We start from the raw sequence: 21,579 nt of genomic DNA, 5'->3' as shown, positions 1-21,579 counted from the left end.
CAAACAATGAAAATTAATGGAGCACCCCTTCGCTCTCGTCCGGCTCCTTGATGAACACGCTGTACTTGGCGCCTTCCATCGCCTCGAACGCGATCAGCTTGTCCACCAGCGGCAGGTTCAGCACCTTGCCGGCATTGAGCAGCAACATGCCGTTATCGGCGTTGAGGTTACGCGCCAGGACCATGCCGTCTTCCAGCTCACGGGTGGTGAGCACCTTGACGGTCGGATCGCCCAGGGTCACGTCACTGAGAAACGCAGCGCACGCCAGGATGAAGTTCTCGACCAGGTCCGGATCGTAGAGGCGCCCGGCATACTTGCGGATATACAACAGCGCTTCATCGCTGTTCAGGTGCCGCTCAAGGATCAGGCCTTTCTGCAACTCGATGAAGTCCACCGCCAGTTTCAGCAGGCGTGAACCGAACGGAATCGCATCGCCCTTGAGGTGGTCGGGAAAACCACTGCCGTCCCAGCGTTCCTGGTGATGACGGATGATCCGCGCCGCATCCTTCATCGGCTCCAGGGTCATCAGCAGTGATTCGCTCTGGGCCGGATAGCCACGGTAGCGCTCGCGATCGGTGCTGTGCAGCTTGTCGGCGGGCTCGATCAACATGCTGTCGCTCCAGCTCAGCTTGCCGATGTTGTACAGCGCGGCGGCCATGGCCATGTCGCGGGCGCTGGCTTCGTCTATGGACTGGGCGGTGCAGTACACCCGCACCAGTTCGATCAGTGCACGGTTGGTCTGTTTGTTCTTGGGCAGGCGCAGGTTGGCCAGCAACGAAAACACTTCGGTGCCGGTCACGTAGCTGCGCTTGAGCTCGTCGTAGGCCAGGTCGAGCATGTCGGCGGTCTGTTGCAACTCACTGGTGCGTGCTGCCACGCGCTTTTCCAGGGTCGCGTTCAACAGCTTGAGCTGGTCGTTCTGCTGATGGGCCAGGCGTTCCAGCCGCTGAAATTCCAGGGCCTGCTGCAGGATCAGCTTCAGTTCGTCGTCGTTCCAGGGTTTGCCGATATAGCGGTGGATCGCCCCTTCGTTGATCGCCTTGATGATCGTCGGCAGGTCGGCGTAGCCGGTGAGCAGGATGCGACTGGTGGCGGGATAAAGGCGATGAACCTCGGCCAGCAGCTGCGCGCCGTCCATGCCGGGCATGCGCGCATCGCTCATCACCAGGTCGATGGGCTGGGCGGCCATGATCTCCAGGGCCTGGGCGCCGCTGCCCGCGAGCACGACATCAAAGGGTTGGCCGCGCAACAGGCGACGCAAGCTGTTGAGAATCGACTCTTCATCGTCGACCAGCAAAATAGTGGGTTTCGTCGCAAGTTGTTCATCCATGCCTGCTGCGCCTTCACATTGAACTGAATTGAGCTGATTTGAAACCGTGTGCCAAGCCATCTTCCCTCGCTTAAGGCGCGGAGTTGATTTGACGCCAACTGGCCGCCGAATTCAAGGGACCTCGACTACACTGTCACGGCAGGTCTGCGCCCCGCTCAGCCATGGAACCAAGGAAGGAATGGTTATGCCGTCGAACCGTTTGCAGATAAGGCGCGCACTATGAACCCGAACGCAGGGCGGGCCAACCGTCGCATCCTGATCGTCGATGATGTCACGTCCATCCACCTGGACTTTCGCAAGATCCTCTGCGCCGACGCCGACGCCGAGCCCTCCCTGGATACCCTTGAGCAAACCCTGTTCGGCACCCCCACCGTCCCTCGCCAGGCGTTTATCCTGGATTCCGCCTATCAGGGCCAGGAAGCCCTGGAGCTGGTGAATCGGGCCCTGGCAACCAACGCCCCCTACGCCATGGCGTTCATCGACATGCGCATGCCGCCCGGCTGGGACGGCCTGCAAACCATCGAGCAGTTGTGGAACGTCGATCCCAACCTGCAGATCGCCCTGTGCACCGCCTATTCCGACTATTCCTTTGAAGCGATCGAGGCGCGATTGAAGTACAACGACCAGTTGCTGATCCTGAAGAAGCCCTTCGACCACCTGGAAATCCGCCAGATGGCCAGCGCCCTTACGTGGAAATGGCAGCTCGCCCAGGATGCCGCCCTCAAGGTGATCGGGCTCGAACGCACGATTGAGGAACGCGTGCAGGAGTTGCTGAAAGTCTCGCACCTGCTGCAATACGACGCGCTCACGGAGCTGCCCAACAGCACGCTGCTGGGCGACCGCCTGACCCAGGCCATTGCCCTGGGCCGGCGCCATGACACGCAACTGGCGGTGATGTTTATCGGCCTCGACCGCTTCAAGCGCATCAACAACGCCCTGGGTTATCCGGTGGGGGATGAGGTGCTCCAGCAGGTCAGCCAAAGCCTGGTGGCGGCCGTGCGTGAGTCGGACTCGGTGTTTCGCTATGGTTCGGACGAGTTTGTGATCCTGCTCAATGATGTCCAGCATCCCCAGCAAACCCAGCACATCGCCCAGAAGGTGCTCCAGGCCATCAGCGTTACCCGGCATGTCGCGGGGCACGACCTGAGCGTTACCGCCAGCCTCGGAATCAGCATCTACCCGAACGACAGCAGCACTGCGGTGGAACTGATCAAGCACGCCGAAACCGCCATGCACACCACCAAGGAGCGTGGCCCCGACGACCTGAGTTTCTACACCGAAGACATGAACCTGCGCGCCCGGCACCAGCAGAACCTGGAAAGCGCGATCCGCCAGGCCCTGGAGCACGATGAGTTTGCGCTGCACTACCAGCCCAAGCTGGACCTGGAAACCGGGCGGATCCTCGGCGCAGAGGCGCTGATCCGCTGGTTTCAACCGCGCTCGGGCTGGGTCCACCCGGCCGACTTCATTCCGGTGGCCGAAGACAGCGGGCTGATCGTGCCCTTGACCCAGTGGGTGCTGCGCCACGCCTGCGAACAGGCACAGGCCTGGCGCACCATGGGCCTGGCGCCGCTGCGCATCTCGGTGAACATCTCGGCCATCGACTTCCGCCAGCGGGAGTTTGTCGACAACCTGGCCGCCATCCTCAAGCAGACCGGCCTGCCGCCCAACCAGCTGGAGCTGGAAATCACCGAAAGCGTGCTGATGCAGAATGTCGACGAGACGGTCGATATCCTGAACCGGATCAAGGCCATGGGCGTGCGCCTGGCCCTGGATGATTTCGGCACCGGCTACTCCAGCCTCAGCTACCTGCGACGCTTTCCCATCGATGTGCTGAAGATCGACCAATCATTCGTGCGCGGGCTGCACGAAAATAGCCAGGACGCGCAGCTGATCAGCGCTATCATCGGCATGGGCAAGAGCCTGGAGCTGAACATCATCGCCGAAGGGGTGGAGACCCTCGAACAGCTGAACTTCCTGAGAGCCCAGCACTGTGAAGAAGGCCAGGGCTTTCTGTTCAGCAAGGCCGTGCCTGCGAAGGATTTCGCCCAGTTGCTGCAGGTGGGCAGCCCCACACTGATGCCCGACCAATAGCCCTATGCCTGCAAGGAGTGCTCGCTTGAGCGACGTTTCAACCTACCGTTTCGGCTTCATTCTCTCGTTGGAGCTGTGCCTGGGGATGACCGTGACGGCCGCGCCGCTGGACGAAGCGCTCAAGCCCCTGCCGCCGGTGCCGCACCTCGATGCGGCCAAGGTCGAACTGGGCCGCCAGCTGTTCAATGAGCCGCGCCTGTCAGTGAACAACACGCTGTCGTGCGCCAGTTGCCATCACCTCGAATCCGGGGGCGCCGACACCAGGCCCTTCTCCCTGGGTTTCGACGGCAAACCCGTGGAGATCAATACACCGTCGGTCTTCAACGCCAGCCTGAACTTCAAACAGTTCTGGAATGGCCGGGTGGACACCCTGGAAGCGCAGGTCGAGCAAGTGGTCATCAGCCCGGTGGAAATGGGCAGCGACTGGAACACGGTGGTGCAGAACCTGACCGCCCTGCCCGCCTACCAGGCGGCGTTCAAGCAGGCCTACCCCGATGGCGTCACCGCCGCCAATGTGCAAAACGCCCTGGCCACCTATGAACGCACGCTGCTGACGCCCAACTCACGGTTTGACCAGTACCTGCTGGGCAACACGGAAATCCTCACGATCCAGGAAAAGTACGGCTACCAGCGCTTCAAGGATTACGGTTGCATCGCCTGTCACCAGGGCATCAACATCGGCGGCAACATGTTCCAGAAATTCGGCGTGATGGGCGACTACTTCAAGGCCCGCGGCAACCCCGTCGAGTCGGACCTGGGGCGCTACCTGCTGACCAAGGATGAGGAAGACCGGCACGTGTTCAAGGTCCCCAGCCTGCGTAACGTCGCGGTCACGGCCCCGTATTTTCACGATGCCTCGGCCAAGACCCTGGAAGAAGCCGTCGACGTGATGTTCAAGTTCCAACTGGGGCGCAATCCTTCACAGGAGGATAAAGACCTGATCATCCAGTTTCTCAAGACCCTGACCGGCGAATGGAAAGGCAAGCCTTTATGAGCAGACCGTCATGACCCTTTCTCGCCGCCGCACCAGCCAGTTGGCCTTGGGGTTGATCACCCTGTTGCTGGCCTCGACCCTGATTTTTCTGTACATCAAGTCGTCCAGCGACCAGGCGTCTTCCTACACCCACTCCCGGGACCTGATCCGGCAGTTGCAGCAACTCAATGCCCAGTGGGACAGCGAAGTCCTCAAGGCCAGGATAGCCATCACCCACAACTACGACCCCCTGGTGACGCCCCTGACGGAAATGACCCGGTTGTGGGCCGAACTGGAAGCACGCGACTCGTACCACAGCCCGCAAGACCTGCCCGCCTGGCAAGCCAGCCAACAGGCTTATCAGGCGGCCATCCAGGAAAAGGCCCGGCGCGTCGACCAGTTCAAGTCCCATAACGCGGTATTGCGCAATTCCCTGGCCTTCCTGCCGACTGCCGAAGACGATATCCAGGCGCAGTTCAACCAGGTGAACGACGATACAAAACCGCAACTGCAAAGCGTGGCCACCGACACCTACGACTTGCTGCTCAGCAGCCTTGAATTCGCCCAGGTCACCAGCGACGAGCGCGCCGCCGACATTCTCGTCGGCCTGGGCAAGCTGGCCGTCAACCAGGAACTGCTGCCCAGCGAATTCCGCGGCCCGGTGGAGATCCTGAGCAATCACATCGAACTGATCCTGCGCGAGCAGCCGGTGGTGAACACGTTGCTCGAACAGATCGCCGCCATTCCGGTAGCCGAACGCCTGGATGACCTGACCACCCACCTCAACCAGGACCAACAGGCCCTCGACCTGGTCGAGCAGCAATACCACCGTTACCTGCTGGTGTTCTCGACCCTGCTGGTGGCCCTGCTGCTGTTCCTGACGGTTCGCCTGCTGCGTAGTTTCGCCGAGATCAACCGCGTCAACCGCGCCTTGCAGGCGGTGAACGAAACCCTGGAACAGCGTGTGGAACGACGTACCCGACAGCTCAAGGATGCCCAGAGCGAGCTGATGGACAGCGCGCGCCAGGCCGGCATGGCGGAGATCGCCACCAACGTGCTGCACAACGTCGGCAATGTGCTTAACAGCGTGAACATCTCCGCCGACCTGGTCACCCGCAAACTGCGCAGCAGCAAGGCAATGGGCCTGGGCAAGGCCATGCAGTTGATCAACGAACGCCAGGGCGACCTGGGCACTTTTATCACCGAAGATGAGAAGGGCAAGTTGCTGCCCGGCTACTTGAACCAGTTGGTGGACGCCATTGCCGTCGAGCAACAAGGCCTGATCGAGGAACTGGGGCAATTGAGCAAAAGCGTGGACCATATCAAGGACATTGTCTCCACCCAACAATCCTATGCGGGCGCGCCCTCGCTCAAGGAGCCGGTGCAGATCAGCACCTTGATGGAAGACGCCCTGCGCATGAACGCGGGGGCCCTGAGCCGGCACAATGTCACAGTGGTCAAGCACTACGGGCAGGTGCCGGAAGTCCTCGGGGACAAACACCGCTTGCTGCTGATCATGGTCAACCTGATCAGCAACGCCAAGTACGCCATGTCCAACCTCACCGACCGGCCACGGCAGATGACCCTTACGGTCCAGTCGCTGGAGGACAACAGGTTGCAGATCAGCGTGAAGGACGAAGGCGAAGGCATACCGGCCGAGAACATGACCCGGATATTTACCCATGGTTTTACCACCCGCAAGGAAGGCCACGGTTTCGGGCTGCACAGCTGCGCCCTGGCCGCTGTCGAAATGGACGGCCACCTCAGCGCCCACAGCGACGGGCCGGGCCTGGGCGCGCTATTCACCCTGACGATCCCCCTCATTCCTGCCGGAAGCCTCGTATGAACCAGCCTCCCAACCGGCGCATCCTGTTGATTGATGACACACCGTCGATTCATGAGGATTTCCGCAAGATCCTGATGCCGCCCACTGAATCCAACCAGGAGCTGGATGACATGGAGTCGGCACTGTTCGGCGAAACCAGCAAACCCACGGCCCCCCCTTTCGACCTGCACTCGGCCTACGGCGGCGAAGAAGGCCTGCAGTTGCTCATCACCGCCATGGCGCACCAGCAGCCCTATGCCCTGGCGTTTGTCGACATGCGCATGCCCCAGGGCTGGGACGGCGCGAGGACCATAGAAGAGCTCTGGAAAGTCGCCCCCGACCTGCAAGTGGTGGTGTGCACCGCCTACTCGGACTATTCCTGGGAGGACCTGCTCGACCGCCTGCAAGGCCATGATCGCTTGCTGATCCTGAAAAAACCGTTCGATAACATCGAAGTCCAGCAGATGGCCAACACCCTGGCCAATAAATGGGACATGGCCCGTCGCGCCACCCTGCAAACCACTCATCTGGAACGGCTGGTGGAACAACGCACCCACGCGCTGCAGCTGGAAATCGAAGAGCGCAAGCACCTGGAAAGCCAGCTGGTGCAGTCGGAAAAACTCGCCTCCCTGGGGCAACTCGCTGCGGGCGTGGCCCATGAGATCAATAACCCGGTAGGCTTTATCTCGTCCAACCTCAGCACCCTCGACGGCTACTTCACCCAGTTGCAACAGATGCTGGAGGCTTACCGGCAGGCCGAAGAAAGCCTCGCCACGGGTGAACAGCACGAGCAGCTCAAGGCCTTGCGCACCCGCCTGGAACTGGAGTTTCTACAGGAAGACATTCCGGTGTTGATCCACGAATCCAAGGAGGGCATCGGCCGCGTGGTGCAGATCGTCAAGGACCTGAAAAACTTCTCGCGGGTGGACAACGACCAGACCTGGCAATTCGCAAACCTGCAACAGGGCATCGATTCGACGCTGAACATCGTTGCCAGCGAACTCAAGTACAAGGCCGATGTGGTCAAGCACTACGCACCGCTGCCAGAGATCGAATGCCTGGCCTCCCAGCTCAACCAGGTGGTGATGAACCTGGTGATCAATGCGGCGCAGGCCATGGGGCCGGAGCGCGGCATCATCACCATCAGCAACGGTGTGGAAGGCGAGAACGTGTGGCTGGAAGTGGCGGACAACGGCTGTGGGATTGCCCCCGAGGCGGTGCAGAAAATCTTCGACCCGTTTTTCACCACCAAGCCGGTGGGCGAAGGCACTGGCTTAGGGCTGTCACTCTCCTACGGCATCATCAAGAAACACCATGGCGATATCTCTGTCAGCAGCGAACTGGGCAAGGGCACGAAGTTTCGCGTGGTATTACCGATTCGGCAGACGGCGGCGTAGGACACGCCGCCGAATCATCCGCCCCTGCGCAACCTGTTATTTCTGACAGTAGACAGACCCTTTTCCCGACTCGAGACTCCACACAAGCAACACGATTGCATGCCGGTGGCGTGCTGAACGTGAGGCCTAGGCTCTCATCGTCGAAGGAAAGGACACCATGTCTACGCGCCGCGAGTTCCTCACATACGCGTCACTGGGCGCCTTGCTCATGCCACTGGGCAGGGGCGCCCTGGCGGCCGATACAGCCGACCCGGCCAGTACTTTTTCCTTCGAAGGCTTGATCGAACAGGCACAGGCCGATGCCTTGAAACCCTACACCTACCCCAGCACCGCATCGGCCGCGCTGCTGGCGCGACTCGACTACGCCGCCCATGGCCAGATCCGCTTCAAACCCGAGCACGCCCTGTTCGCCAAAGGCCCCGGCAAGTTCCCTGTGACATTCTTTCACCTGGGGTCGTTTTTTCGCACGCCCGTCAGGCTGTATGTGCTGGACAACGGCATCGCCCGCGAGATCGTCTACGACCCGGCGCACTTTGATATGCCGGGCGACAGCCCGGCCCATGCCCTGCCCCGTAACAGCGGGTTCGCCGGCTTTCGTATCCAGGAAAGCCGCCTGGGCGACCAGGCCAGGCTGGCGTGGCAACAAAACGACTGGGTGGCCTTTCTTGGCGCGTCGTACTTCCGGGCCATCGGCAAGTTGTACCAGTACGGCCTGTCGGCACGGGCGATTGCCCTGGATGTGGCACAAGCCGGCAAGGCCGAAGAATTCCCCGACTTCACCCATATCTGGTTCGAGCCGCCAAAGAACCAGCACACAAACGCCATGACCCTCTACGCGCGGCTCGACGGCCCCAGTATCTGCGGCGCCTACCGTTTCGATATCCACCGTACACAGGGCGTGGTCATGGACATCGACTGCACGTTTTTCCTGCGCAAGAACGTCAGCAGGCTGGGCATTGCGCCGCTGACCTCGATGTTCTGGTTCAGTGAAACCGCCAAGCGCACCGCCGCCGACTGGCGCCCCGAAGTCCACGACAGTGACGGCCTGGCGCTGTGGACCGGCAACGGAGAACGTATCTGGCGGCCCTTGAACAACCCGCCACGCACCCTGGTTTCGGCGTTCAGCGACCGGCAACCGAAGGGCTTCGGCCTGTTACAGCGCGACCGTGATTTCGACCACTACCTCGATGGCGTGAATTACCAGCGGCGCCCCAGCCTGTGGGTCGAGCCATTGGGCGATTGGGGCGAAGGCAGCGTGCAACTGATGGAAAACGGCACCGACGACGAGATCCACGACAACATCGTCGCAATGTGGGTGCCCTCGGCCCCGGCGGAAGCGGGCAACCGTTATGCGCTGCGGTATCGCCTGCACTGGCTGGCCCGGGAGCCCTACGTTTCGCCACTGGCGGTGTGCGTGGCCACTCGCCTGGGCAAAGGCGGCTCACCGGGCGAGCCGCGCCCGCTGGGGGTACGTAAATTCGTGGTGGAATTCCAGGGCGCCCCCTTGAAAAAACTCGCACCGGGGGTCAAGCCCGAGGCCGTGATCAGTGGCTCCAGGGGCGCGCTCAGCCGGGTCTTTACCGAAGCGGTGCCGGACGGCGTCGCCGGCCATTGGCGGGCACAGTTCGACCTGAGCGTCGACGGCAAGGACCCGGTGGAATTGCGCCTGTTCCTACGCCTGGACGGCCAGCCGCTGTCAGAGACCTGGCTGTATCAGTACCACCCCTTCCATTCGGAATCGACGGCAATCGGTACCCCTTCAACGGCTGACACCGGCAATAGTCCATGAGGCTCGGCGGTCAATGGGCGCTGCTCTGCCTGGCCCTCAATGCCAGCGGCAACGCTCTCCAGGCCGGCGAGCAGGCCCCGGTAGAGGCCTTGTTGCAGCAGATGACGCTGGAAGAAAAAGTCGATCAACTCAGCCAGCTCGGCGTCCAGGACACACCTACCGGCCCGGTCATTGACCCAGGCGAGCTGGCGCAACGGCCCATGAGCACCGTGGGCTCGGTCCTTGGCGCCTACGGCGTCGAACAGACCCGCCGGTTACAGGAACACGCCGTCACCCGTTCGCGCCTGCCTATACCGTTGTTGTTTGCCTTTGATGTGATCCACGGGTTTCGCACCGTATTTCCCGTGCCGTTGGCAGAAGCTGCGGCCTGGGACGTTGACCTGGCACAACGGACCGCTCGCGCGGCGGCCGTTGAAGCGACGGCCAGCGGCATACACTGGACCTTCGCGCCCATGGTCGACATTGCCCGCGACCCGCGCTGGGGCCGTGTGGTGGAAAGCACCGGCGAAGATCCATTCCTGGGCGCAGCGCTGGCCGGCGCCAAGGTGCGGGGGTTCCACGGCGCCGGGCCTGCCGACCCGTCATATATGCTGGCGACCGCAAAACACTTCGTGACCTACGGTGCCGCCGAAGGCGGGCGCGACTACAACGTCGCCGACGTGTCGGAACGCACCTTGCGGGAGGTGTACTTGCCACCTTTCCAGGCGGCCGTGGCGGCTGGCGTCGATGGGATCATGCCCTCGTTCAACGAACTGGCCGGAACGCCCCTGCACAGCAACACCGCACTGTTGACCGGTGTGCTGCGCAATCAGTGGCGGTTCCGTGGCCTCATTGTCAGTGACTTCAACGCCCTCTGGGAGCTGAGCCAGCACGGCATCGCCGGCGGTCCGACCGACCGGGCACGGCTGGCGTTCAACGCCGGCGTGGACATCGACATGGTCAGCCAGACGTACCGCCAATACCTGCCCACCCTGGTGCGCACTGGCCAGGTTTCCCTGACCGCCGTGGATAATGCGGTGCGCCGTGTACTCCAGGCCAAGCAGCGCCTGGGACTGCTTGACGATCCCTACCGCTACAGCGACGAGGCGCGGCAGCGGACCAATGTCCTGACCCCGCAGCACCGGGCACTGGCACGCGAGGCCGCGCAGAAGTCCATCGTATTGTTGAAAAACACCGACGCCCTGCTGCCGCTGCCCAAGCACCTGCGCAACATGCTGGTGGTCGGCAGCCTGGCCACGGACGCCGAGGCCACGCTCGGCCCCTGGGCCTTGGCGGCTCATCCCCAAGATTCGATCACGGTCTTGCAGGGCATACGCCGTGCCGTCGCCCCTGGCACCGAGGTGGTTTACCTGCCCGGCGCTTCGCCCATCAGCACCGAGACGCAGAACCTCAACGAGGTCCGGCAGGCCGCCCGCCGCGCCGAGGTAGTGGTCGCCGTGCTCGGCGAGCGCGCCGATCAGAGCGGCGAAGCCCGCAGTCGCGCGGACCTGGGCCTGCCGGGTGCCCAGGAGGCGCTGTTGCGTGCCCTGCTGGACAGCGGCAAACCCGTGGTCATCCTGTTGATGAATGGCCGCCCGCTGGTGCTCTCGCAGAACGTGCGCCAGGCGCCGGCGCTGCTGGAAACCTGGTTCCTGGGCAGTGAGATGGGCCATGCCGTGGCCGATATCCTGTTCGGTGACGTCAACCCCAGCGGCAAACTGCCGATCACGTTCCCCCGCAACGTGGGGCAGATCCCTCTCTACTACGCGCACAAAAGCACCGGGCGTCCGCCCAGCGGCGATGAAAGGTATACCTCCGGCTATATCGATGAACACTGGACGCCGCTGTATCCCTTCGGCTTCGGCCTGAGCTATACCTCGTTCAGTTACTCCGCACCGCGGCTCAGCACACAGCGGCTGGCGTCCACCCAAGTGCTAGCTGTAAAGGTCACCGTCACCAATACCGGAGCGCGCCCAGGCGAAGACATCGTGCAGTTGTACCTGCGCGATGACGTCGCCAGCGTGACCCGCCCGGTTCGCCAATTACGCGGTTTCCGCAAAGTGCAACTGGCGCCCGGCGAGGCTCGGGACTTGACCTTCACCCTTGACCAGGCGGACTTTGCCCTGCTGGACAGCAACTTTTCGCCGGTGATTGAGGCCGGCACGTTCACCGTCTTCGTCGGGGCAGATTCGACCACCGAAAACCAGGCCCGGTTTGAACTGACCGATGGCCGCGCCTTGTCTATTGCGGGCCAGTCCGTCCCATCACCGGGATCAAACTGAGTCCACCTGCAGGTTGTCTGGCGTTTCGTTACTGGCGCAGAATGCCGGATCGACCTGAGAGTCCGAACCCAAGGAAACCGTATGAGCCTGTCCTTGCTAAGCCGCTACGCCTTCTTTGCCGTGTGCGTCATTTTCACCCTCGCCAGCCTGCCCTTTATCCAACACGAATGGCTGTGGCCCATCACCCTGGTCACCGGCGTGTTGAGCCTGATCGGTATTTTCGACCTGTTGCAAAGCCCCCACGCCGTACGCCGCAACTACCCGATCCTGGGCAATATCCGTTACCTGGTGGAAGCCATCCGCCCGGAAATCCGCCAGTACCTGCTGGAGTCCGACAGCGACGCCCTGCCCTTCTCGCGCTCGCAACGATCCCTGGTGTACTCGCGAGCCAAGAACGAAACCGCCGACAAACCCTTCGGCACCCTGATCGATGTGTACCAGCTGGGTTTCGAATTTATCGGCCACTCCATGCGCCCCGCGCCCCTGAGCGACCCCAGCGCCTTTCGCGTGATGGTCGGCGGCCCGCAATGCACCCAGCCGTATTCGGCGTCGGTGTTCAATATCTCGGCGATGAGCTTTGGCTCGTTGAGCGCCAATGCGATCCGCGCGCTCAACCAGGGCGCCAAGCTCGGCAATTTTGCCCATGACACCGGCGAAGGCAGCATCAGCCCCTATCACCGCGAAAACGGCGGCGACCTGACCTGGGAACTGGGCAGCGGCTACTTCGGCTGCCGTACCAGCGATGGCCGCTTCGACCCGGAGCGCTTCGCCGCGCAGGCGCAGAACCCGCAGGTGCGCATGATCGAAATCAAGATGAGCCAGGGCGCCAAACCCGGCCACGGCGGCATCCTGCCCAAGCACAAGGTGACTCAAGAGATTGCCGAAACCCGCGGGATCCTGATGGGCGAAGACTGCATCTCGCCGTCGCGTCACAGCGCGTTCTCCACGCCCATTGAGCTGATGCAATTCATCGCCCAATTGCGCGAACTGTCCGGCGGCAAGCCGGTGGGCTTCAAGTTCTGCCTGGGTCACCCCTGGGAATTCATGGGCATTGCCAAGGCCATGCTCGAAACCGGCATCCTCCCGGACTTTATCGTCGTCGACGGCAAGGAAGGCGGCACCGGCGCCGCGCCCGTGGAGTTCACCGACCATATCGGCGTGCCGCTGCGCGAAGGCCTGCTGTTCGTGCACAACACCCTGGTGGGCCTGAAGCTGCGCGACAAGATCAAGCTCGGTGCCAGCGGCAAGATCGTCAGCGCCTTCGACATCGCCAGCGTGCTCGCCATCGGCGCCGACTGGGCCAACTCGGCGCGCGGCTTCATGTTCGCCATCGGTTGCATCCAGTCCCAAAGCTGCCACACCAACAAATGCCCGACCGGCGTCGCCACCCAGGACCCATTGCGCCAACGTGCCCTGGTGGTACCGGACAAGGCCCAGCGCGTATTCAACTTCCACCGCAACACCCTCAAGGCCCTGGCCGAGATGCTCGCGGCGGCAGGCCTGGATCATCCGTCGCAGCTGTCGGCCAAGCATCTGGTACGACGCATGTCGGCCACCGAGATCAAGCTGTTCTCGCAGTTGCATGTATTCCTCAAGCCTGGCGAGTTGCTCACCGGCGAAGTGAATGGCGAGTTCTATTCGCGCATGTGGCAGATGGCGCGGGCGGACAGTTTTGAGCCCCATGAGGTGGTAGCTGCATAACCTGCAAACACCCTTTCCTGCTGAACCGGACCACCGACGGCATTGTAGAAACAAGGAGATTCACATGCCGTTACTGGACTTCGCTGCACTCGCCGGGCAACTGCCTGACAGCTGGAAATCGATACGCCTGGGCCAGGTCGGCCCGGCGCGGATCAAGATGCTGCGCATGGATGAGCAGGCTTACGAAGCAGAAGTGCACGACTACAACGAAGGGCTACTGGTGATCAGCGGCCATTTGCGCCTGAGCATCGCTGATGAAGAGATCCACGTAGAGACCGGCCAGATGTACCTCGTGGAAGCGGGCACCGCTCATGCCGTACTTCCAGGTAGCCAGGGCACCCTGGTGATCATTGACGTCTAGAGACATTCAGTAATACCCAACCTTTGCAATTGCTTACAAATACCGCCAACCTGCGCCCGCCCGACGTGCGGCGTACGACAACCTGCGCGCTCGCCGGTCATTACTAAACCTTTTGTTCAAGAGCCCGCTGCCATGCTGAACGGACGCGACCCACGCATCGATTTTTTTCGGGGCCTGGCGTTGATCTTCATTTTCTGGGATCACGTCCCCCACAATCCTCTCGGCCAGATCACCCTGCGCAATTTTGGTTTCAGCGATGCGGCCGAGGTCTTCGTATTCCTCGCCGGTTACGCCGCGGTGCTGGCCTACGGCAAGATCCTGCAACGCGACGGCTACTGGATTGCCTCGCTGAAAATCCTGCGTCGCGCCTGGGTGTTGTACGTGGTGCATATCTTTTTGCTGGCGATGCTGATGGGCATCGTGTTCTTCGCCAACAGCCATGTGGAAACCCGCGACCTGGTCGAAGAGATGGGCCTGACGCACTTCGTCACCCACCCGCAACAGGCCCTCACCGACGAGCTGCTGCTACGCTTCAAACCCAACCTGATGGACCCGCTGCCGCTGTATATCGTGCTGCTGGCGGGGTTGCCGCTGGTGTTGCCGCTGCTGCTGCGCAGCACCTGGCTGGTGGTGGCCGCGTCGGCGGCGGTGTATCTGCTGGCGCCGTGGATGGGCTGGAACCTGCGGGCGATTGCCGACGGCGTGTGGTACTTCAACCCGGTGACCTGGCAGTTCCTGTTTATCCTCGGTGGCGCGGCGGCGCTGCAGGCCAGTCAAGGGCGACCGCCGGAACAACGCCCACTCAAGCGCCAGCCGTTGTTCTTGGCGGCGGCGGTGTACACCGTGGTGGCGTGTGTGCTGACCCTGTCATGGCGCTGGCCCGAGGTGCATGACGCGTTGATGCCGTCGTGGCTCAGCGACCTGATCTACCCCATCAGCAAGACCGACCTGTCGCCGCTGCGCCTGCTGCACTTCCTGGCCCTGGCCTATGTCACCGCCAAGCTGTTGCCGGGTCGTGGCTGGACGCAAACCTGGTGGGCGCAACAAAGCTGTCGCATGGGCCGCTACTCCCTGGAGGTGTTCTGCCTCGGCGTGCTGCTGGCACCGCTGGCGGACATGCTCAACGCCCAGGTCGAGGATGCCTGGCCGATGCAGGTTTTCAGTGCATTGCTGGGGCTGGCGCTGATGGCCGGGCTGGCGGCGTGGCTGGAGTTCAACAAGCGCCTGGACCTAGCCCTGCGCGGCGAGGCGCCGGCCTTTAAATAGATAGCCCCAGCGCCGGTATGCGTGATGCTTCCATCTGCCTTCCACTTATCGTGAAAGGTAGAGCGCATGCCGACTCATCAATTACTCAACGGCCTGTCCGGCAATCTGCAATCGAGCACCACCTGGGCCCAGCAACAGGCGCTGGAGCTGATCCAGCGCAATATCCTGCAAGCCCTGGAAGGGCTGGACGCCGAGGAAAAAACCCGCTTCCTGCGCCTGCAACGCAACGCCCTGGCGGCCATGGCGGCGGTTGAAGCCGAAAAGGAACGGGTGGTCCGCAGCTTCAAGGCAGATGGCCTGGCGCAGTTGCGTGACCGGATCGGAGGGCGCGATCCGGAGCAGTATCGCTTCGAAACCACCTACCTGGAAAAGATCGAGCAACCGCTGCCCTGGGACCGGCAGCCGGGCAGTCACGTGCGGGTACCGCGGCGCTCCGACAAGGATCTGCGCTTTATCGAACACATCAAAAGCCTCTCGCTGTGGGAGGCCGCCTGCCTGAATTTCGGCTTCACCGCCTCGGTCCGCCAGGACTCCGGCTACAGCCTGGTGGACGCCAGCCGTGTGGTCGGGCCCGGTGACGATCGCAGCCTCACGGCGCAGGCGTTCATCGCCATTGCCCGCGAGCTTGACCTGGGCCACCAGTTACAGGTGAAGATCAAGGCCAGCCTCGATGAAAACGGCACGCTGCGCCGCTTGATGGGCGAGGCGGCGCTGGCACTGCTGCAGTTCGATGTGCTTGACGCCTGGCGCAATCGCGCCCGCAACGGCCTCACCCGCGAGATGTATGACAGCCTCACCGCATCGATCGACGGCAGCGGGTCGCAACTGCCGGTCGACCGCCTGAGTCTGACCTCGGGCGTCACCCCTGTCATCGCCGTGCCCTTCGTCACCTGGGAGAGTGCCATTCCCGTACCGCTGCTGCTGATCAGGGTCGCCAGCCTCGGGGTGCTGTCCTATTTTCCGTTCCGCCCCGGCGGCGCGCTGCGTTACCACAGCGATGCGCGCGCGGCAGAGGTGGATTTTCGCCAGCAGCTGCTGGACAGCCACCAACAAGGCGACCTGGGCTGGTTTTCCCGGCAACTGCCCCTGGTGGGGTTGTCGGTGTTCCAGTCGTTGCTGACCCGGCAACCCCGCCCCGAGGGCATGAGCTGGCTGGCCGAGCGGCTTTACGATGGCTTTCACGCGGCCTTCCCGGAGCGCACCCTCAACGACATTCGCTTCTCCACCGACCCGCACGCCGGCCCCGCCGTAACCCTGGTGCAAGCCTTGACTTACCGGCAGATCCAACGCTGCCAGGCCGACCTCGACACCCTGGCCAACAGCCGTTCCGAAGCCGACTGGCAGGCGGTCCAGGACGCCACCGCCGCCGTTGCCGCCGAAGTCTTGCAAGTGCTGCTCACGCCCTTGCCCGGCGGGGTCACGGGGATGAACCGGGTGATGCAGCTGGCCGTGCTGGGCAGCATGACCTACAGCGTCAGCGTGGGCCTGAATGAAGCGGTCAAGGGCGAGGCCAGCAGCTTCGCCTCGACCCTCAGCGATGTCGCCGACCTGGCCATCAGCGGCCGCTTGATCAGCGTCGCCGGCAGCGCCCATCGCCAGCGCATGCTCGGGCACCTGCAACGGCTGGGCAACCCGCGCAAAGTCACGCGTCCCGACGGGGTGGAAGAGCTGTGGAAACCCGACGCACGTCCCTACGCCCATCGCCAGCAGTACCTGCTCGAGGGTCAACGCGCCGACGCCCTGTGCGTGTTCACCGTGCAAGGCCAGCAATACGTCAAGCTGCACCATGACAGCCAGACCCTGGTGGCCGAGGTCGCCCACGACCAGGCCACCCAGCGCTACGTCCTCAAGAACGGCAGCAGCCCCTATAAGCCACCGATTGTCTTCAACCCGGCGCTGCAAGCCTGGACCTTCGACCTGCACAACACCCAGGCCCTGTCGGATGCCCAGTTGCTGCAACAGATGCTGCCCGATGGCTCATCGCTGATCGCGCGAGCAGACCTGGAGCGGATGCTGCGCAGCACAGCCACCTCCCGCGCCACCCTGGAGGACGTGTGGCGCGGCGAACCGGCCCCGTTGAACCTGATCGAAGGCGTGCGCCGCCTGCAAGCCGACCAGGTGATCGAGCACATCATCAACCGCTTTCATGAAGCCGGCTATCTGCCCCCCTATGGCGACAGCGTGGTGTTATGCCTGCTGACCCAACTGCCCGATTGGCCCGCCGCCACCTTGCTGAGCATCAACGACCCGCAACGCAGCGTGATCGAAACCTTCGGCAAGACCGAGCCGACGGTGCCGCGCCCGACAACGATCACCCTCGTGCGCGGCGCCGACCACCGCTACCAGGCCGAAGGCGACGGCGGCCTGCCGCCTTACCGGGCCGACCCCTTGCTGGGCCTGGTCATCAGCCTGCAACCGAGCACCTCGCTGCTGGGGCTCACGGATCAACTCGACGCCACGCTCGAACAGCGGATCCTGGCAGTACGGCGCGACGTCGCCGCCCTGGCACGGCGCGAACGCCTGGCCCTGTTCGCGGCCCTGGTGAACTACGCCGGCTATGAAAAACATGAGCTATTGCCGCCCGCCAATGTGCGGCGTTTCCTGCCGGTCAAGGCGTCGATGCCCTTGGTGGCGGTTACGCCGCTGCTGAAAAAACTGCGCGACCTCAACAGCCCGCTGTCACCGGCCTTGCTGGAGCGCCTGCTGGCGCAGCATCCCCTCACCCCGCGCCAGCAGCAGGCCTATCTGCGTGAAGGCGGGCTGCCCACGGCCTTTGCCGAACTGTTGGACAACCACCGCACCGCCCTGCGCATCGACGCTGCAATCGATGCGCTGTACCACCCGCGCCAGTTCAACAACGATGCCGATCAATGGGCGCGGGAGTTCGCCTCGGCGTTGATACGCCGAAGCCTCAAGCGCGATTTCCTCATCACCGAAGTGGTCGCGGGACGCATCGCCAAACCCTATCGCTCCAGCGGCCCCGAGGACCTCACCGTGGAGCTGCGTCACTACGGCGAGGGCGTCTATGAAGCCTATGACATGCGCAATGCCGGCACGATTGCGGTGACGCCGGCGGTGGACAGTTTCTACCTGGCCATCGGTTCGGTACTGCAACCCCATGAGCGGCAACAATTGGGCATGCGCAGTGCCACCGACGCCAGGGGCCTGCGCATCACCCTGGGCGACTACATGAGCAACCAGCGCGGCCCGGAAGGCTTCGTCAGGCTGGCCGACGGTTCGCTGGCCCAGTACGAGCACACCCTGGCGCTGCCGACCAGCCTGCGGCCGGATGCCGAGGGTATTTTCCCTCTCGCCGGCGACCACTATCTGCCGCTGTTCGGTTCCTGGTACCGGATCGTCTATGACAAACGGCTGTTCAAGTGGCGGCTCAAACACCCGCAGAAGATCGGTGTCGACACCCCGACCCTGGAGCACAACGGCGAGGGCGCGTGGCGCCTGTCCAGCGAGAACCCCATGGGCTGGGACGACCACAGCCTGCTCTATCGCCTCGGGGGCGACCATTACACATTCCCCCAGGACACCGCCCGCAGCATTCTCGCCCTGACCGACACCCCGCCCCACGTGCTGCGCCAGATACACCGCAGCGGTCGGGCGTCGCCACCGTTGTTGGCCGATACCTGCAAGCGCTTGCGCATCGATCAGGAAATCAACCACTTCATCGAAGCGATGTATGAGCTCCCCAATAATTCCGCCACCGCTCCAGACCCGAACCTGCAACTGCTGGTGGTCTCCAGCCTGCCCGGCTGGCCCGACAGCCACGTGCTGGAGATTGTCGACCGGGATGCCCCGCTCAGATACCCCGCCCGTCATCGGACCGATGCCAAGGTGGTGAGCGCCACCGATAAAGACCTCGAGTCGGCCGGGCTGCTGGAAAAATTCATCGCTGACGATGACCTGACCCGGGCGCTGCTCGGCACGCTGCCGCAGACCGAGGAACAGCGCCTGTTCCAGCTGATCACCCGGATCGTTGGATACACCGACCGCGAGCGTTCGCAAATCCTCGACTCCTTGTACATGCGCAGCGAGACTGCGGGCAGCGAGCCGGAGCGCCGCTTCAAGACCAAGCACCCGGACCTGTCCACCAGCACGGTCAAGGCGATTCTCGGCCAGGCCTCCAAGCGCGAGCTCAAACAGCTGCATGAGCATGACCGCCTGAGCCTGCGCCTGGCCGAACAGGCGCGCCTGAGCGGCCACGAGTTACGCTTGAACCGGGCGTTCGAAGGCCTGTATGTGGATGCCTGCGCCAACGCCGACAGTGACCGGATCACCCTGTACCTGCTGCACAACCTGCCCGCCTGGCCGAAGACCCTGCGCATCGATGTGCGTGAACGGGACAATCAGGGGCGCCTGCTGGAAACCGCCGGCCATCGGCAGGGCTCCTCGCGCCGGACCGTGGCCAGGACCAATCGCGGTTACCAGGCCTACACCCCGCAGGGCGAGCCGCTGGGCCAGCCCTCGAACCGATTGCTGCGGGTGATTCTCAGCAGCTTGTCCGCCGACGAGCAGGCCTTGCTCGAGGTGGACAGCGAAAGCGGTATCGCCCAACTTCGCACCCAACTGGCCGAACTGGCCTTCGCGCGCCGCGTGGAAATCAAGGGCCTGCTGGATATTCCCCATCTGCAACCCTGGATGCAACCGGCCATGGGGGTGGATCGTTCGTTCCTGGTGTATCCGTTCTGGCAGCGTATCTGGCCGTTTCGCGGCCCACGGCCGCCGGATCTGGTGGCCAAGGTCCAGGAGCTTTACCCGCACTTCAACAATGACGATGCACGGCGGATGCTCCAGTCCCTGAACATGACCGACCCGGAAAAACTCATCGAGCTGGAGCGCCGCCAGGCCGAGTACCAGGCCATGGATGTGGAACTGTCACGCTGGAGCGAAACCCTGCTGCCGGCCGACAACGAACTCAATGACCCGCTGGGCATGAACCGTGGCCGACGTCGCCATATCGCCTACCAACTGCGGGGCGCATGGCGGCGCGAAAACGCGACGTTCTATATCGCCGGCCTGTTCAACGTACCGTCACTGGAGTTGCAGCTGGACGACGAAGGCCTGCCGCCGGGCTCGTTCCTGACCGGCACCAGCGGCTTCAGCCACATCGAGTACCTGCGGATTTCCGGTAACGCCTTCCCCGCCACGGGGGCAGAGTTCCTGGGTAAATTCACCCAGCTCAAGGCCCTGCGCATCGACTGTCGCCTCACCGACTTGCCCAGCGCGATCACCGACATGACCTGGCTCACCCACCTTGACTTGAACGACAACGACCTGCGCTTGACCGAAGAGTCGGTACAGCGCCTGGCCCATATGGTCAGCCTGCAGAAACTCGACCTGAACGACAACCCGGACCTGACCCTCACCCCGGATGTCAGCCGGATGCTGCAGCTCAATACCCTGCGCCTGGCCAACACCGGCATCACCCAATGGCCCATCGGCGCCAGCGCGCTGCCGGTGCTGACCGAGCTGCACTTGCAGGCCAACGGGATCAGCACTATTCCCGACGAAGTCTTCAGCAACCCCTGGCTGCAAATGGCCAATCGCAACACCCTGCTGCACGAAAACCCGCTGTCCGCCGAGACCCTGGCAAGCATCGACGCCTACCGTATCGCCACGGGTATCCGCCTGGGCGGTCAACTGCGCACACCAGCCCATGCCCCCGTGGCGCCGAATGACTTCGATACCTGGCTGACCGGCGTCGCGGCGCAGGACGTGGCGGCCCGCCGACAACTGTGGGAGCAACTGCAGGCCAATGAAACGGCGAGTGCCGATGATGTGTTCCGGGTCCTGCGCGACCTGAAGAGGACCCACGCCTACCGCAGCAACACCTCAAGAACGCGGCTGACCGAGCGGGTCTGGAGCCTGCTGATGGCGATGGGCGAGTCGACGCAACTGCGCAACACGATCTGCCTCAATACCTACGGCTCAGGCAATTGCGGCGACAGCGTGCTGCTGGCCTTTACCAACATGGAACTGCATCACCGTATCCACCAGGCCAAGCTGCAACCCAGGAGCTACCTGGCCGACCGGGCCTTGCTGGAACTGGCCAAGAGTTGTTTCTACCTCAATCAGCTCGACCACTTTGCCGACCAGTTCGTGCTGGCGCGCGAACGGGCCGACCTGGACGCCGACCCCGCCGAGGTGACCATCTACCTGCGCAGTAAACTGGCGCGGGAATTCAACTTGCCGTTTTATCCACTGGAGCTGCTGTACAGCGTGGATGACTATGTGACACCGGCAGTCATCGACGAGGCGCGCCGGACCCTGCGCAGGCTCGGCCAGTCACCGGCGTTGCAGGAGGCGATCCTGGCCACCGAGTTCTGGGTCGAGTACCTGGCCAGCAGCGAGCCGGAGGCGTTTTTCACCGTCAAGGACACCATCACCTACAAAGTCAGCGTGCTCGATCAGGAATTATCGGACAGGCGTTCGGATGAATACCTGGAGCGTCGCCAACAACTGGTCGACGAGGAAGCCAACGAACACAACCGCCTGGTGCGGCAGTTGACCGAGGGCACGCAACGCACGTTGCAGCGGGTCTGAGACCGTGCGGGCCGACCTGTCGTAACA

At 63.0% G+C, this 21,579-nt stretch carries 11 protein-coding genes; 10 read left to right on the top strand and 1 reads right to left on the bottom strand.

The annotated features are described in order from the left end of the window. Positions 1-13 precede the first annotated feature (13 nt). A complete protein-coding gene (locus B9N88_RS12160; RefSeq protein ID WP_027604620.1) occupies positions 14-1,330 on the bottom strand; it encodes a response regulator c-di-GMP phosphodiesterase, NosR family in 1,317 nt (438 codons plus the stop codon). 219 nt (positions 1,331-1,549) lie between these two features. Between B9N88_RS12160 and B9N88_RS12155 the strand changes: the two genes are divergently transcribed. The 10 genes from B9N88_RS12155 to B9N88_RS12110 all read left to right on the top strand — a co-directional run bounded on the left by B9N88_RS12155 (position 1,550) and on the right by B9N88_RS12110 (position 21,552). Continuing rightward, a complete protein-coding gene (locus B9N88_RS12155; protein ID WP_027604621.1) occupies positions 1,550-3,424 on the top strand; it encodes a putative bifunctional diguanylate cyclase/phosphodiesterase in 1,875 nt (624 codons plus the stop codon). 25 nt (positions 3,425-3,449) lie between these two features. Continuing rightward, entirely contained in the window at positions 3,450-4,418 is a 969-nt protein-coding gene (locus B9N88_RS12150) for a cytochrome-c peroxidase (RefSeq protein ID WP_027604622.1), read from the top strand. Between the two features lie 10 nt (positions 4,419-4,428). Continuing rightward, positions 4,429-6,243: a DAHL domain-containing protein gene (locus tag B9N88_RS12145; protein ID WP_027604623.1), complete on the top strand. Its 1,815-nt coding sequence runs from the start codon at positions 4,429-4,431 to the stop codon at positions 6,241-6,243. Continuing rightward, positions 6,240-7,619 (top strand): ATP-binding protein, encoded by a 1,380-nt coding sequence (locus B9N88_RS12140; RefSeq protein WP_027604624.1) that lies wholly within the window; start codon positions 6,240-6,242, stop codon positions 7,617-7,619. Before B9N88_RS12145 ends, B9N88_RS12140 begins: the two co-directional genes overlap by 4 nt. A gap of 208 nt (positions 7,620-7,827) precedes the next feature. Next, complete coding sequence (locus tag B9N88_RS12135; protein WP_256221179.1) at positions 7,828-9,408, top strand: OpgD/OpgG family glucan biosynthesis protein; 1,581 nt, start codon at positions 7,828-7,830, stop codon at positions 9,406-9,408. Continuing rightward, entirely contained in the window at positions 9,405-11,669 is a 2,265-nt protein-coding gene (locus tag B9N88_RS12130; protein ID WP_051429328.1) for a glycoside hydrolase family 3 N-terminal domain-containing protein, read from the top strand. The genes B9N88_RS12135 and B9N88_RS12130 overlap by 4 nt, the downstream gene beginning before the upstream one ends. Positions 11,670-11,750: 81 nt before the next feature. Then, a complete protein-coding gene (locus tag B9N88_RS12125) occupies positions 11,751-13,370 on the top strand; it encodes an FMN-binding glutamate synthase family protein (protein ID WP_027604625.1) in 1,620 nt (539 codons plus the stop codon). 64 nt (positions 13,371-13,434) lie between these two features. Continuing rightward, a complete protein-coding gene (locus tag B9N88_RS12120) occupies positions 13,435-13,731 on the top strand; it encodes a cupin domain-containing protein (RefSeq protein WP_027604626.1) in 297 nt (98 codons plus the stop codon). A gap of 132 nt (positions 13,732-13,863) precedes the next feature. Next, positions 13,864-14,997: an OpgC family protein gene (locus B9N88_RS12115; RefSeq protein WP_043293421.1), complete on the top strand. Its 1,134-nt coding sequence runs from the start codon at positions 13,864-13,866 to the stop codon at positions 14,995-14,997. Between the two features lie 66 nt (positions 14,998-15,063). Continuing rightward, entirely contained in the window at positions 15,064-21,552 is a 6,489-nt protein-coding gene (locus B9N88_RS12110; protein WP_027604628.1) for an NEL-type E3 ubiquitin ligase domain-containing protein, read from the top strand. The last annotated feature ends 27 nt before the right edge of the window (positions 21,553-21,579 follow it).

It is taken from the genome of Pseudomonas sp. LAMO17WK12:I1 (assembly GCF_900177315.1).
Taxonomy (GTDB): domain Bacteria; phylum Pseudomonadota; class Gammaproteobacteria; order Pseudomonadales; family Pseudomonadaceae; genus Aquipseudomonas; species Aquipseudomonas marginalis.
This window is presented reverse-complemented; position numbering and strand designations above follow the sequence as displayed.

Coding starts and splice junctions, on each gene's coding strand:
- B9N88_RS12130 (WP_051429328.1), top strand. CDS start 9,405: ATGAGGCTCGGCGGTCAATGGGCGCTGCTCTGCCTGGCCCTCAATGCC.
- B9N88_RS12160 (WP_027604620.1), bottom strand. CDS start 1,330: ATGGATGAACAACTTGCGACGAAACCCACTATTTTGCTGGTCGACGAT.
- B9N88_RS12155 (WP_027604621.1), top strand. CDS start 1,550: ATGAACCCGAACGCAGGGCGGGCCAACCGTCGCATCCTGATCGTCGAT.
- B9N88_RS12145 (WP_027604623.1), top strand. CDS start 4,429: ATGACCCTTTCTCGCCGCCGCACCAGCCAGTTGGCCTTGGGGTTGATC.
- B9N88_RS12110 (WP_027604628.1), top strand. CDS start 15,064: ATGCCGACTCATCAATTACTCAACGGCCTGTCCGGCAATCTGCAATCG.
- B9N88_RS12135 (WP_256221179.1), top strand. CDS start 7,828: ATGCCACTGGGCAGGGGCGCCCTGGCGGCCGATACAGCCGACCCGGCC.
- B9N88_RS12140 (WP_027604624.1), top strand. CDS start 6,240: ATGAACCAGCCTCCCAACCGGCGCATCCTGTTGATTGATGACACACCG.
- B9N88_RS12120 (WP_027604626.1), top strand. CDS start 13,435: ATGCCGTTACTGGACTTCGCTGCACTCGCCGGGCAACTGCCTGACAGC.
- B9N88_RS12125 (WP_027604625.1), top strand. CDS start 11,751: ATGAGCCTGTCCTTGCTAAGCCGCTACGCCTTCTTTGCCGTGTGCGTC.
- B9N88_RS12115 (WP_043293421.1), top strand. CDS start 13,864: ATGCTGAACGGACGCGACCCACGCATCGATTTTTTTCGGGGCCTGGCG.